At 42.3% G+C, this 14,819-nt stretch carries 11 protein-coding genes and 1 pseudogene; 6 read left to right on the forward strand and 6 right to left on the reverse strand.

The window, feature by feature from the left end:
• Both VK664_RS14010 and VK664_RS14015 read left to right on the forward strand, forming a co-directional pair.
• Positions 1–811: pseudogene (locus VK664_RS14010) on the forward strand (cell division protein FtsZ); the annotation flags it as partial.
• Positions 812–982: 171 nt separating this feature from the next.
• Positions 983–1,909, forward strand: a complete 927-nt coding sequence (locus VK664_RS14015) for a TIGR01777 family oxidoreductase (RefSeq protein ID WP_461399303.1) — start codon at positions 983–985, stop codon at positions 1,907–1,909.
• A gap of 96 nt (positions 1,910–2,005) precedes the next feature.
• On the opposite strand, the gene VK664_RS14020 is transcribed toward VK664_RS14015, so the two are convergent.
• The 4 genes from VK664_RS14020 to VK664_RS14035 all read right to left on the reverse strand — a co-directional run bounded on the left by VK664_RS14020 (position 2,006) and on the right by VK664_RS14035 (position 7,312).
• Positions 2,006–2,788 carry an ABC transporter permease gene (locus tag VK664_RS14020; RefSeq protein WP_461399304.1) on the reverse strand — a complete coding sequence of 261 codons (783 nt, stop codon included), beginning with the start codon at positions 2,786–2,788 and terminating at the stop codon, positions 2,006–2,008.
• A gap of 232 nt (positions 2,789–3,020) precedes the next feature.
• The gene (locus tag VK664_RS14025; protein ID WP_461399305.1) at positions 3,021–3,917 is read right to left on the reverse strand and encodes an ABC transporter ATP-binding protein; all 897 of its coding nucleotides are present in this window, start codon (positions 3,915–3,917) and stop codon (positions 3,021–3,023) included.
• Between the two features lie 270 nt (positions 3,918–4,187).
• Positions 4,188–4,862 (reverse strand): peptidase M10, encoded by a 675-nt coding sequence (locus VK664_RS14030; RefSeq protein ID WP_461399306.1) that lies wholly within the window; start codon positions 4,860–4,862, stop codon positions 4,188–4,190.
• 44 nt (positions 4,863–4,906) lie between these two features.
• Positions 4,907–7,312: a 3-hydroxyacyl-CoA dehydrogenase/enoyl-CoA hydratase family protein gene (locus tag VK664_RS14035; protein WP_461399307.1), complete on the reverse strand. Its 2,406-nt coding sequence runs from the start codon at positions 7,310–7,312 to the stop codon at positions 4,907–4,909.
• A 146-nt stretch (positions 7,313–7,458) separates the two neighbouring features.
• Here VK664_RS14035 and VK664_RS14040 point away from each other — a divergent pair, with 146 nt between their 5' ends.
• Positions 7,459–8,781, forward strand: coding sequence for a glycerate kinase type-2 family protein (locus VK664_RS14040; protein WP_461399308.1), 1,323 nt, complete (start codon positions 7,459–7,461; stop codon positions 8,779–8,781).
• A gap of 29 nt (positions 8,782–8,810) precedes the next feature.
• On the opposite strand, the gene metG is transcribed toward VK664_RS14040, so the two are convergent.
• Positions 8,811–11,078, reverse strand: a complete 2,268-nt coding sequence (gene metG / locus VK664_RS14045; protein ID WP_461399309.1) for a methionine--tRNA ligase — start codon at positions 11,076–11,078, stop codon at positions 8,811–8,813.
• Positions 11,079–11,285: 207 nt separating this feature from the next.
• Between metG and VK664_RS14050 the strand changes: the two genes are divergently transcribed.
• The 3 genes from VK664_RS14050 (at position 11,286) to VK664_RS14060 (ending at position 13,864) form a co-directional block, all read left to right on the forward strand.
• Positions 11,286–11,717: a VOC family protein gene (locus tag VK664_RS14050; protein WP_461399310.1), complete on the forward strand. Its 432-nt coding sequence runs from the start codon at positions 11,286–11,288 to the stop codon at positions 11,715–11,717.
• A 26-nt stretch (positions 11,718–11,743) separates the two neighbouring features.
• Positions 11,744–12,766, forward strand: coding sequence for a S66 peptidase family protein (locus tag VK664_RS14055; protein WP_461399311.1), 1,023 nt, complete (start codon positions 11,744–11,746; stop codon positions 12,764–12,766).
• A gap of 189 nt (positions 12,767–12,955) precedes the next feature.
• Positions 12,956–13,864: a S66 peptidase family protein gene (locus tag VK664_RS14060; RefSeq protein ID WP_461399312.1), complete on the forward strand. Its 909-nt coding sequence runs from the start codon at positions 12,956–12,958 to the stop codon at positions 13,862–13,864.
• A 141-nt stretch (positions 13,865–14,005) separates the two neighbouring features.
• Here the strand turns inward: VK664_RS14060 and VK664_RS14065 are convergent, their stop codons facing one another.
• On the reverse strand, positions 14,006–14,818 hold the full coding sequence (locus tag VK664_RS14065) for an alpha/beta hydrolase (protein WP_461399313.1): 813 nt from the start codon (positions 14,816–14,818) through the stop codon (positions 14,006–14,008).
• Position 14,819: the final 1 nt, after the last annotated feature.

Raw genomic sequence — 14,819 nt, forward strand, 5'->3', positions numbered from 1 at the left:
GACAAAAATGCCGTCACCCGAAGCCCCTGTTTATCATCAATTGGCTATTCCTGAAGAGGAAACCATTGTTCCGGAGATCAGGAAACCATTGGTATCAATGACCCAGGCGGGCATGCAAACACCTCCGGTTGTGCTTTTTACTAATGAGGACCACCGTAAAAATACTGTGGAAAAAAACAAAGCTGAGGGAAAAACAGAATGGATACATTCGCAAGCGACGGTTCCCGTCGAGATTAATATCAATCCAGTTACCGGTTATCAAAAGCCGGCAACCTCAAATAATCCTTCATCGCCTGCAGCGTCCGGAGGATACCTGGCTAAGCCTGCAAATATTTATGCTGAGCCAAAACCTGACAAGTCCATTCCTGAAAACCAATCATTAAAGGAGGTTACTAAAGAACCGGTTAAGCAACCATTTAAGGAAGAAGATCCTTCCCTTGAACCAATGCAGCTGGTATTCCGAAGTGATGTTCCAGCGGCGGAAGAGCCTGGGGCCTACCAAACTCCAAACCATGTTAAGACAACTGCTTCTACTGAGGAACCTGCGATGCAGGACGAAGTAGGGGAACAAAAAAGACGTGCAGCAGAGAGAATACAGAAATTACGTAATCTGTCATTCAATATCAATGCTGCAGATCCTAACAATGAGTTTGAAACTGTGCCGGCTTATATCCGCCGTAATCTTGAGCTTTATGGAACCATAAATAATGTAGAAAATTTCTACAGCAATTATGAAGTAAAATCTGACGAAAACAATAAAGCCCAGATCTCGACCATCAATACTTTCTTAGATGGTAAAAAGCCTGATTAATCAAAGTTCCAATTAAGTTTCTCTTAGATAGATTGTTATTTTTTTAGTTGTGTCCCTCCTGTTTTTACGGGAGGGATTTTTTGTGTATAAAGTCTGCATTGAACCAATAGTCCATTCTCTTGTAATAATCTGAGCTTTACTTTTGTTAATTTTCTTCTTTATATACTTTTTATGGAAACAGTAATTATAACAGGAGGCACTGGCATGATTGGAAAAGAGTTGTCAAAGATGCTTGTTGCAAAAGGATATGAGGTTATCATACTAACCCGCAGCCCGCGGCCGGCAGAAAACAAGATCCGCTATGCTACCTGGGATATAAACAAAGGAACAATTGATGAAACAGCTATACGTGAAGCTGATTATGTGGTTCACCTGGCGGGAGCAGGGGTAGCAGATAAGAAATGGACTACAAAAAGAAAAAAGGAGATTGTTGATAGCCGTGTGAAAAGCGGGGAGTTGCTGGTAAGATCTTTGGCGAAAGTCCCAAATAAAGTAAAAGCCCTTATTGGTGCTTCCGCAATCGGCTGGTACGGCGAAGATCCGGTGGTTCCTAATCCCTCGCCTTTTACTGAGGAAGCAAAACATGATGAAAGTTTTCTTGGCGAAACCTGTTGTCTCTGGGAAAAGAGTCTCGAACCGTTAAACAGTACCCTTATTAGGTTGGTGAAACTAAGAACCGGGATCGTGTTAAGCAATGAAGGCGGTGCTTTCCCAGAATTCAGAAAGCCTGTCCGCATGGGTGTTGCCGGTATATTGGGAAATGGTAAACAAATCATCAGCTGGATTCACATAGAAGATCTTTGCCGGCAATACATATATGCGATCGAAAATAAGATGTTGAGCGGGATTTACAATGCCGTTGCTCCATCACCCGTGTCTAATAAAGTACTAACACTAAAGCTTGCAAAAAAAAGCAAGGGCTCTTTCTATGTACCAATAAACGTACCTGTGTTCGTATTAAAGATTATGCTGGGTGAAAGAACCGTAGAAATCCTGAAAAGCACAACCGTAAGCACCGCCAAAATGCACCGCCAGGGTTTCACCTTCCTATATCCTTCCATCGATTCTGCCCTCGACCACTTAATAAGAGAGATATGAATTATGAGTTATGAGTTATGAAAGCAGTTATGAGATAACCATTATTATATTTCATAACTAGTTTCATAACTCATAATTCATAATTCATATCTCTCTTTAAAGGTCATCATTCTCGAACTTCCGCATCAGGAAGAAATAATACAGGCCGAGATAGATTAATGATGAGATAACCAGTACATAAGGTTCAGGAGCGTGGTTGTAGAAAATCTTATTACCAAATGGCATGGGAAGTAGAACATCTGTACCTTGTAAAGGCAGGAAGTAACCAGCCTGGTTATGGATATACCGGTTTATCAATCCATAAATGATGGTTTCGAAGATTAATCCATACAGGAAAAACACAATCAAAGCTACTCCGCTTCTCCGGAACAATACTGCCAGCAACAAAGCAAGAGTAATATAGGAAAGGGATTGTAACAATACGTAAAATATATTCACCATTCCATCAGGTGAAAAAGATTCTCCACTGGCGATTCCAAAAACCGCGGCGGTGATGGCAGTGATGATGGTAACAACTATAGCCAGGATTGAAACCAGCAATAATTTTGTGTGCACAAAATCCTTTCGCGACCAGCCGTCAATGATATTCTGGCGATGTGTTTTAAAGGTGAATTCATTTGAAGTCAACAGGATGATAATGATGCCAGGGAAATATAGCAACCAGCTACCCATATAGCTCACAGTTAGCCAGACATTCGGAAATGCATAGGGGTCGCTGATCATAGCAGCGGCCATCGGTTCCTGTTTTACTGTTTGCTGGTAAACGGTATAGGCTATGTAGTTAATGGCAATAATACTAACCAGGTATAAGCTAAGGAAGATCCAGAATGCTTTGTAATTTTTTATCTTGAGCCATTCCGTTTTTAAATTATTGATCATAATGATTGTTGTTGCTGGTGAATTCAGGGATTTTCTGTTGGGAAAATATCCGCTGGAAATTGATACTATATTAGTTGTTATGATTCTATTGGTAACTGTTATGGTACTGTTGTTCGTTGTTGTGTTCTATTGTTAGCTGTTATGATTTATTGTTCGTTGTTGTGTTCTATTGTTGGTTGTAGAATATATTTTAGTTTTTAGAATACTATTGTTAATTCCTGGGATTCTATTATCAATTATTATTGCTGGTGAGTTCAAAGAATTTAGTTTCAAGGCTTTTCCTGCGAAGCCGGAGATGATTCAACACAACTCCCTGGTTGAAACAGAATTCATTGATCTGTGCAAGTGAAGCTTTACCCGACGCAAATACAACGTCCAGGTAAATGCCATGTTCTTTTATTGAGATACTGTGCGGATAGTTTGCCATCAGTAGTTGTAGTTGTTCTTTGTTCTCTGCTCCCAGCTCAACGATATCTTCATTTATGAGAATCTCGTCTACATGACCATGTGTAAGCAAAACACCTCTTTGAAGAATCGCTGCATGGGTACATACTTTTTCGACTTCATCAAGTAAGTGGCTGGCCATGATAATGGTTTTGCCTTCCCTGTTAAGTTTTTTTATGAGTTCGCGGGTTTCTGCGATACCAACAGGATCAAGACCGTTGGTTGGTTCATCAAATACCAGGACCTCCGGGTTTCCCAATAAGGTTGAGGCGATCGCAAGTCTTTGCTTCATACCCAGTGAATAAGTACTGAATTTAGAACCTTTGCGTTTGGTAAGATCTACCAGTTCAAGAACCCTGGCAATGTCATTTTCGCCTTTTCCTTTTATTGATGCTGCTATACGCAGGTTTTTTTCCCCGCTCAGGTAATGATAGAAATTTGGTGTTTCAAGTAAGGTGCCAATCTGCCTGCGATGTTGAGGTCCGGGTTTTTCATCAAACAACTGAAAACTGCCGGCAGTGGCTTTGATTATATCCATAATTATTCCAAGCAGGGTGGTTTTACCACTACCATTTGGTCCGAGGATGCCAAAAACGGAGCCTTGAGGTACGGAAAAAGTTACCCCCTTTAATGCCTGTATACTACCGTAATTTTTCTGGAGATTTTCAACTTTTAATATAGCCATATGTAATGTTTGCGGGTAAAAATATCTGATTGGTTATGTTCTGATTGGTAAAATGATATGTAAGCTTTGATTAATTTAGTTATGTTGAAGCTTTGATTGATTTGTTAGGTTGAAGCTTTGATTGATTTGTTAGGTTAAAGGTTGATTGATTTAGCTATGTCCAAACTGTGATGGATTTCCTTAGGGTGAATTTTTGATTTGGTTAAGATGAAGCAATTATATGAGCCTGAAAATATTAAAAGGGTTTATTTTCTTAAAAGGGATTTATTTTCATTGATTACTGTCCGGGTCCTGGTGCTTCTGGTGATAAAAACTTGAGAATTCGCCGACTTTCGCAAAGCCGCGACTGTCAAAATCAAGTTTGTGTAAATTAAGCGCGGCTATATCACTTTTCAACACCTTCCTGTGCGCAGGGTCCATTACACCGCCATAGGCTCCCGCAGCGGCCAGTGGATCATACTGCATAGGCGCATCACACAAGGTTCCCCTTGGATACATGATACCCGGAATACCCTTGCCCCTCACATCAAGTAACTGCGGATGTGCAAGGCCGATAGTATGGCCATACTCATGAGCAATAGTAGTGGGGGTTTGCTGAAGGTTTTGTAGTTTGAAATATCCTGTATTGCAACCGAGACCATCCACAAAGGAAATGTTGCCGGATGCATATTCTTCTATTCTGAAAAAATTTAAACAAGGGTCATCGTTATACCAGACTTTTTCGGGTTCGAGGGCAGGATCAAAAACACCAGTCACATCAAACCGGACGAGATAAGTTTTGTTCCTGACTGTCGCCGACCCCGCCGGTTCGTTCCAATATCGCGCAACATCCTGGCCCAGGCTATTTGCCAGGTCAGCGTTTGCAGCATCTCCATAAAAGATAAGTATCGAACGGATGATTATTTCCCTGGTTCCGTCAGATAATTCGGCTTCCCCCATATTCATTCAAGCTAAAGAATTATTTATGAGTTAGTCGCAGTGCCCTTCATTTAGTTACGTACAGGCTTACCTGATTTTAAAACACTCTGGATCCGTTCCAGGGTTTTCTTCTCCCCACAAAGGCTCATAAAAGCTTCCCGCTCCAGGTCAAGCAGGTATTGCTCAGAAACCAGGGTTGGCTCACTAAGATCACCACCACACATCACATAGGCTAGTTTTTTGGCAACGAGAGCATCGTGATCAGTAGCATAACCCGCGCGCCACATGCCGTTAATGCCGGCCAGCAACGCCCCGAGCGCAGAACGGCCAAGCACCTTAATATCCTTACGTTGTACGGGTAATGTATAGCCGCTGTCAAAAAGTTCTGTTACGCTTCTTTTCCCTTCTGCAATTCTTCTTGCCTGGTTAAATACAATCTCGTCCTGTCCCCTTCGTAATATTCCCAGGTCAAAAGCCTCCTGGGCAGAGGTTGCTACTTTTGCAGTAGCTATAGTAAGAAAACGGTTCTTTAATGTTATAGTTTCCGGCTCGTCTTCGTGCATTTCATCAGCTGCACGCAAAACAAATTCTTTTGTACCGCCGCCACCAGGTATCAGGCCAACTCCCAGTTCCACGAGACCGATATAAGTTTCAGCAGAAGCACAAACCTTATCACTATGCAGGCTAAGTTCGCAGGCTCCTCCAAGAGTAAGCGCATGTGGCGCCACTACTACAGGAACGCTGGAATACCTGGCGCGCATCATGGTGTTCTGAAACAGCCTGATGGCCATATCCAGTTCATCATATTCCTGTTCTACCGCCAGCATAAAAATCATCCCCACATTTGCACCGGCAGAAAAGTTCTGTGCATCGTTTGCAATTACCAATCCTTTATATTTCTCTTCAGCCAGTGCAATTGATTTCTGAACCCCTTCAAGCACCTCTCCTCCGATACTTCCCATCTTGGTATACCATTCAAGGCCAAGTACATCATCGCCCAGGTGATAAGTTCTGCATGCACTGTTTTTCCAGACCAGCTGATTTTCGAAATTTTTCATCACTATGAAAACTTCAGCGCCAGGCAATGGCTTGTAAGATTTTGTCGCAACATCATAAAATAAGCGCTTGCCATTTTCGACCTTATAAAACGTGGTAGCCCCGGAAGCAATCATTTCTTCTACCCATGCAGCTACTGTAAATCCGGCCTCCTTCATTTTTTTTATCGATGCCTCAACCCCAAGTGTATCCCAGCTTTCGAATGCACCAATCTCCCAGCCAAAACCAGCCATCATAGCATCGTCAACGCGGTATAATTCATCAGAGATCTCAGGTATCCTGTGCGAAATATAGGAAAACAAGCCCCAGTGAAATTGCCGGTAAAATTCACCGGCTTTATCTGTGCCGCCAACAAGTACTTTAAGTCTTGATTTAAGATCATCGATCGGTTTCGCAGCTTCAATGGTTGCGAACTTTGGTTTCTTTCTTGGTTCATATTCCATTGTAGCCAGGTTCAGAACATGGATTTCTTTTTCCCCTTTCGCATTTGGCGCCATTTTCTTGAAAAAGCCCTGTCCTGTTTTATCACCGAGCCATTTGTTCTCAACCATTTTGTTAAGCCAGGCTGGTATATCAAATTTTTTCTTTTGTTCGTCAGCAGGACAATTATCCGCAACTCCTTTTGCTACTTTAACGAGGGTATCGATGCCAACTACATCGGCAGTTCGGAATGTAGCCGATTTCGGCCGGCCAATTACAGGGCCCGTAAGCGCATCAATTTCATCGATTGATAAACCCATCTCTTCAACAAGGCCAAAGATTGACATGATGCCATAAACACCGATCCTGTTTGCTATAAAAGCAGGTGTGTCTTTACAAAGCACTGTCGTTTTCCCGAGATGCAGGTCTCCATAGTTCATCAGGAAATCGACAACGGCGGGATCAGTAAACCGAGTTGGAATAATCTCTAATAATCTCAGATATCTCGGCGGATTAAAAAAATGTGTACCGCAAAAATGTTTTTTGAAGTCATCAGTTCGCCCTTCGTCCATCATATGAATGGGAATACCGGAAGTGTTTGATGTGATCAGCGTTCCCGGCCTGCGGTATTGTTCAACTTCCTTAAATATATGTTGTTTGATATCCAGCCTTTCCACCACCACTTCGATGATCCAGTCGCAGGAAGCGATATCTTTCATATTATCAGTAAAGTTCCCTGTTGATATTTTCTTAAGGGCATCTTTTGAATAAAGCGGGGAAGGGTTCGATTTCACAGCTGCAGCAAGCGCTTCATTAACTATCCTGTTTTTCACTGCAGGAAGTTCAAGAGTAGCGCCTTTTGCCTGTTCGGCTGGGGTTAGCTCTTTTGGAATCATGTCAAGTAACAAAACAGGTACACCGATACCTGCAAAATGGCAAGCGATTCTTGATCCCATCACACCAGATCCGAGCACTGCAACTTTCCTGATTATTCTTTTCATCTGATAATATTTTAATTTTTTGCCAGGGCCAACGGAAATTAGTTAGTTAAACAACTATTTACTCCGAAGATATAACAAAAATGTATTTTCTGCCATAGCCCAAAGCAATTAGGAATTTATTGAGCAATCTTTGATATTATTGGCGAATGTCTTTACAAGATGCAAAAGAAATTTTCATGGCTGGGGTTGGATCCGTTCAACCAGCCCGGCTTATACCTGGTCATGTTTCATTAAATAAAGATTTGCTGATTGTGGGTGACCGTTCATTTAGAAGGGAGGCCCTGGGTAAGGTGATAATTATTGGTGCAGGAAAGGCCAGCGCGGCTATGGCGGTGGCCGTTGAACGGGTGTTAATGCCTGTTATAAGTGCCGGTTTGATTATCACTAAATATGGTCATTCGCTACCACTGGAAAAAATAGAGTGCCTCGAAGCGGGTCACCCTGTACCCGATTCAAATGGCATTGAAGCCACCCTTAAAATCTTAAGCCTGGTTGAAAATCTGGAGAAAAATGATCTTGTAATTTTCCTGGTGAGTGGGGGTGCTTCGGCTTTGATGGCTGATGTTCCTCCCGGCCTGTCCACGGAAGCCTTGCAGGATCTTGTTCGGTTACTGCTTGCATCTGGTGCGACTATCGATGAGATCAACTGTATTCGTAAACATCTTTCGCTTGTCAAAGGAGGACATCTTGCAAAAAAGGTTTTCCCCGCCAACCTTGTATCACTGATTTTGAGCGATGTGAATGGCGACGAATTATCTGTTATTGCCAGCGGACCAACAGTATCAGATCCTTCCACTTTTTCGGAGGCGATTGAAATACTGAACAAGTATAATCTTGCTGCGAGGGTGCAGCCTGCTATATTGCGATTTTTGCAAGACGGTACTAACGGGCTGGTTCCGGAAACACCGAAACCGGGTGATCCGGCATTCGGCAACACAAGTAATTTCCTTATTGGAACAAACGGTGTCAGCCTGCAGGCGGCGTGTAAAGCTGCGACTGAAAAAGGATATCATCCCTTAATTCTAAATACAAGGTTGGAAGGGGAAGCAGAAGAACAAGCCGCGAAGTTCGTGGAGACATGCCTGTTATACACCGGCACAAAACCTGCATGCCTGCTGATGGGCGGAGAAACTACGGTTACTATCAGGGGAAAAGGAATGGGGGGAAGAAATCAACATTTTGTGCTGGCAGCGCTTTGTGAGCTAATAAAAAAAGATGTCGATCCCAACCAGGTCCCGGTGATTTTGTCAGGCGGAACTGATGGTACCGATGGCCCTACAGATGCGGCAGGAGCTATGATAGATGCCGGGCTGTCGAATATCCTCAAAGCCGCGGGAGGTGAGGATTTGGCTCAAAAGTTTTTATCTGCCAATGATGCCTATCATTTTTTTGAAAAGTATGGCGGGCTGATAAAAACAGGGCCGACGCAGACAAACGTTATGGACTTAGTTATTGGCCTGGTATTTTGAGTTATGATAACTCATCACTCATAACTGGATTAACTGACGTTAGCGCCTGGACCAACTTCCTCGTCAGGATTTACAAAACTTAGCTTGCCTTTGTCTTCAGCCATCAGGATCATACCATTGCTTTCAATACCACGCATTTTGCGGGGAGCAAGATTTGCAACTACCACTACCTGTTTGCCCACAATATCTTCAGGTTTGAAGTGTAAAGCAATTCCGGAGACGATAGTCCGGGTTTCGAATCCCAGGTCCACTGAAAGTTTCAATAGCTTGTCAGCTTTCTCAACTTTCGAGGCACTAACGATTTTGCCTACCCGAAGATCGAGCTTTCCAAAATCATCATAAACGATCTCCGGTTTTATGGCTGCCGTTCCGGTTTCCTGTTCAGTCTTTGCTGATTGTTCGTTTCCTGGTTGGGTTGCTGCAGTTTTATTTGCAACATCACTATTTGTAACATCACTATTTGTAACATCATTATTTGCAACAGTTTTATCTGCAACTGCATTATTTGTTTTACCTGTTGTTGTTTCCTTGTCCATATCTGACCCCGGTTTAGTTTGTCCTGTTGCGCCGTCGATTTCCGTTGTTGTTGATGCAGGCTTTACCAGTCCCGCTTTGAGTTTTTCAACCTGCGCAGCTATCTCTGCATCATCGATTTTCCGGAATAATAGTTCCGGCGGACGAAGCGAATATCCTACACTTAAAAGTTTTGTTTTTCCGGCGTTTTCCCAGTCGAGCATCTTATCCACCACCTTCATCATGTAAAGCATCTTTTTTGAAGTAAAAGGTAGGAAAGGCGAAATGAGAATAGCAAGATTTGCAGTTAACTGCAAACAAATATGCAGACAGTTATCTATCCTCTTTTGCAGATCGGGTTGTTCAGCTAATTTTTTGGCGATGATCCATGGCTCTCTTTCCTGCATAAACTTATTACCCTTCCTGGCCAGATCTATCACTTCAAACAAAGCATCACGGAACTTATATTGTTCCAGCAGCGACTCTACTTTTAGTCTGGTGGCTTCAAACTCACCAAGCATCTGCAGATCACGCGCATCGGTTACCTCGGCATGTAATGGTGGTACCTTGCCATTACAGAGCTTATGCATTAACACAAAGGTGCGGTTAACAAAATTTCCGAATATGGAAACAAGTTCGCTGTTATTCCTGTCCTGGAAATCCTTCCAGGTAAAATCATTGTCTTTTGTTTCGGGTGAGTTTGCACAGAGTACATAACGGAGCACATCCTGCTGATCCGGAAAATCCTTGATATAATCGTGTACCCATACCGCCCAGTTCCTGCTGGTTGAAACTTTCTCGCCCTCGATGTTAAGGAATTCGTTCGCCGGTACATTATCAGGCAATACAAAGCCGCCATGTGCTTTTAACATCGCAGGAAAAATGATACAATGGAAAACGATATTATCCTTCCCGATAAAATGCACAAGCTTTGTATCATCCTTGCACCAGTAATCTGCCCAATCGGCCGTTAGTTCCTTGGTAGCAGAAATATAACCAATTGGTGCATCGAACCAGACATAAAGCACTTTTCCTTCGGTATTGGGCAAAGGCACTTTTACTCCCCAATTGCTGTCCCGGGTCATTGCCCTTGGCTGCAAACCTGCATCGAGCCAGCTTTTACATTGACCATACACATTGTTTTTCCATTCCTTATGTCCTTCAATGATCCAGTCCTTAAGCCAGGGTTCAAATTGTTGCAGTGGAAAATACCAGTGTGTTGTTTTTCGTTTCACTGGTACCGCATCGCTTAAGGTTGATCTTGGATTGATCAATTGCTCAGGACTCAGGCTGGTTCCACATCTTTCACACTGGTCGCCATACGCATTTGGATTCCCGCAAACGGGACAGGTACCGGTAATGTACCGGTCAGCAAGAAAAGTATTTGTCTTTTCGTCGTAATACTGCTCTGTTTCTTTTTCTTCAAACAACCCTTTTTTATAAAGCGTCGTAAAAAAATCAGAAGCCGTCTCGTGGTGCGTTTTATTTGTGGTGCGTGAAAAAATGTCGAACGAGATGCCCATCTGTTCGAAGCTGTCTTTGATGATGGTATAATATTTGTCGACAACCTCCTGCGGGCTGATCCCTTCTTTCATTGCGCGGATGGTGATAGGTACACCATGTTCATCGGTTCCGCATACATACTTTATATCGGCTTTTTTGGCACGCTGATATCTTACATAAATATCAGATGGGAGGTAACATCCGGCAAGGTGACCGATATGAACCGGGCCATTTGCATAAGGCAGGGCTGAGGTAACCAGAATTCTTTTGTAATCTGTCATAGTTAAGACGCATTATATCAGCCGGTATTGACCGGTTGAGTCTGCAAAAATACCGTATCCATCGCAACGCCCCAATTTTTACAGACATCGGTTCCCTGGCTTAAATGGGTTTCTACAAATTTTCATATGACAGAATCGCTGGATAGGATTGATATACATTTGAAGTTTTAATCATCAAATGAAGCATTAATCATCAAAATAAAATTTATGAAATCAAGGATAACCGTATTAACACTTGGGGTGAAAGACCTTGAGAAGTCTGTCCATTTCTATCAGTCAGGCCTGGGGCTGATCACCCCGGGGATCATAGGAAGAGAATTCGAAAATGGTGCAGTAGCATTTTTCGATCTTGAGAACGGTCTTAAACTTGCTTTATGGCCAAAATCAAGTATTTCTGCTGACACGAATATTCCGGTTGTGCCTGCGAGTTCACTCGAGTTTACAATCGGCCATAATGTTGGCACAAAAGAAGAAGTGATTGAAGTTTTGAATGAGGTATCAAAGGCTGGTGGCAGAATCGTTAAATCGGCCCAGGATACTTTTTATGGAGGTTTTGCGGGATATTTTGCAGATCCCGATGATCATCTATGGGAGGTAGTCTGGAATCCTCAGTTTGAACTGACAGGTAGCTTCAGCTGAATCACCGATTTTTTTTACTTTTAAAGATGCATAGAAAAGCATTTCTCTCTTTTGTTACCGGTGCCCTCTCAATTCCATCTTTATCGTTTGCAAAAGACTTTGTGAAAGAAACTTCAACTTTTACTGTTCCACCATATCTTAAAAAAGGTGACCTTATTGGCATAACCTGCCCGGCGGGCTTTATTTCACATGAAGCTATCAGGCCTTCTATAAACCTGATGGAAAGCTGGGGTTATCGTATAAAAATTGGTAATACGGTGGGCAAGAGGGATTTTACTTTTGGTGGCTCCGACCAGGAACGCATGCTGGATTTGCAGGATATGATAGATGATCCGGAAGTCAGGGCTATCATGTGTGCCCGCGGTGGTTATGGAGCAGTCAGATTCATTGATCAGATAAAGTTTGACAAGATAAAAACCAATCCAAAATGGATCATCGGGTTTAGCGACATAACGGTGATCCATAGCCATCTGGCTGCAAATTTCCAGGTTGCTTCCATCCATTCAAAAATGTGTAATAGCTTTCCGGATGACTGGAACCTGGCTGATCCTATGCAGGTGGATACAATTTTATCGATCCGTGACGCGCTTAGTGGAAAGACGCGCGTATATAATACGATCCCTCATCCCCAGAACCGAAAAGGCATCGGCAGTGGTATATTGGTGGGTGGTAATTTGAAAACCCTTGAAACCCTCACGGGCACCCGGTCGGACCTCAATACTAAAAATTGTTTATTATTTGTAGAAGACACCAATGAAAACCTATACAGCATAGACAGGATGTTTCGTCATTTTAAACGTTGCGGAAAACTCGATCAGCTGGCCGGCATCATTATTGGAGGCTTCAAAATAAAACCTGATGATCCGGGTGAGGATTTTGGCAGAACATTATATGATATTGTCCGGGACCAGATCCGTGATTTCAATTACCCATTGTGTTTTGATTTTCCGGTGGGCCATCAAAAGAATAATTATGCACTGAAATGTGGTGTAAAACATGAATTGGATGTGAACGAAAAAAGTGTAACATTGAAAGAGTTGAGAGATTAATGGATAAAATGAATCATTACCGACAAACATACCTTTATAAGTAAGATTGGAAAGATCAATAAAATGCTGGTAGTTGGCAGGCTAAACAGATAATTTTAGCAAGCTGGAGAGATAAGATTGGCAAGCTAAAGTGATAAGCGTGGCAAACTAAAGAGATAAGTAATAATTCAAAGAATTAATAACATAACAATGATCCGGATTCCCCCATATCTGAGACCAGGCGATACCATAGGGATTGTATGCCCTGCCGGTTTTATGAATGCAGAAAAAGCAGCAACCTGTATACAAGTTCTGCAGGATTGGGGTTATAAAGTGAAAAGAGGGAAGACACTCGAAAGCAATTCAGCAAATTATTTTTCAGGCACTGATGAGGAGCGCTTAGAAGATCTCCAGTCAATGCTTGATGATGACAGCTTAAACGCGGTTTTATGCGCCAGGGGCGGTTATGGCACATCAAGAATCATAGACAGGCTGAGTTTTCGCAAGTTCAAAAAAAAACCGAAATGGATTATCGGCTTCAGTGATATAACCGTTTTACATGCACATATAAACCGGAATTACAAGATAGCGACGCTGCATGCCCCGATGGCGGCTGCATTTAATGATGACGGTTATATGAACGAATATGTGCTATCATTAAAACATGCAATGGAAGGCAAGTCCGCCGTTTATAGTAGTGTTCCTCACGTATTCAACAACAAGGGCAGGGCAACAGGGGAGTTGGTTGGTGGCAACCTCGCGCTTATTGTTCACATTCTGGGAACTCCATCAGAACTTAAAACCAAAGGCAAGATCCTTTTCCTGGAGGATATTGGAGAACAATTATACAGCATAGACAGGATGTTTGTGCAATTAAAAAGAACTGGTAAACTCGATCATCTTGCGGGGCTAATTATAGGAGGTTTCACTGACATGAAAGATACGGACAGGCCGTTTGGTAAAACGATCAACGAATTGATCCACGATCATGTGAAAGATTATGAATACCCGGTTTGTTTTGGTTTCCCGGTGAGTCATAATAAAGAAAATTATGCACTGAAAAGCGGGATCAGTTACGAGCTGAAGGTTGGAAAAATGAAAGTCACTTTGGGAGATTAACAGAAAATATCAAGTGAGTTTTACATTTATTTAAGAATTTATTTTGAGCTGTACTCATTTATTTAAGGAAAGCTTCGATAAGACTTAGTCAGGCTTTGAATATTAAAAGGCTTATGTAGGCCTGGGTCAGGCCTTGCTTTTTTAATGAAGGCTTAGGATTGAATCAAGTTTTGCGGTAAATGTCGGGAACCTGAAAAGATCATTATGGCTACCATCTTCGACTATGATAAATTCACTGCCTGGTTTCAGTAAAGGCTGAAGTCCTTTTGCGTTCCGCATTGGTATGACCCCGTCATCTTCACCGTGAAATATAGTTACCGGTGCATCCACTTTTTGAAGATATTGCCAGGTAGGGAACTGGTAGTGAATGATCTTATTAAACGGATAAATCGGGGCATAACTACTAAAAACTGAAGGCATGCTATAATAGGGTGTTTCCAGGATCAACCGTTTACAGTCCCTGATGGAAGCCAATTGCGCAGCAACACCGGAACCAAGTGAACGACCATAAATGATAATACTATCCGGTTTAAATCTCGCTCTTGCCAGTTTATAAAAAGTCAGTGCCCAATCGTACAAAACCTGTTCTGAAAAATTACCGGTGCTTTTGCCAAAACCCGGATAGTCTATCATCCATATTTCATAGCCATGTTTTGTAATCAAAGGTGCAATGCCTGTATACCTGTTTATGTTTTCGCGATTACCATGAAAATAAAGTACCACACCCTTCACTACGCTATCGGCAGTTTTAAACTGAACGATGTTCATTTTTGAGTTGGCATTATAAGGAATGTTCAACTCTTTGAAAGGCTGGGAAAATGAAAATTTATAATCCGGGGGCAGGCTTTTGGGATGAAGCAAAATATAATCCTGCAGATAATAAATCAGGATGCCTGTTGAAGCATAAATTAATATGATAATTCTTAGCCAGCGAAATACTTTTTTTCTGTTCATA

Origin of the sequence: Flavitalea sp. (assembly GCF_035489435.1) — a bacterium.
In the GTDB taxonomy this organism is placed as follows: domain Bacteria; phylum Bacteroidota; class Bacteroidia; order Chitinophagales; family Chitinophagaceae; genus DATHKG01.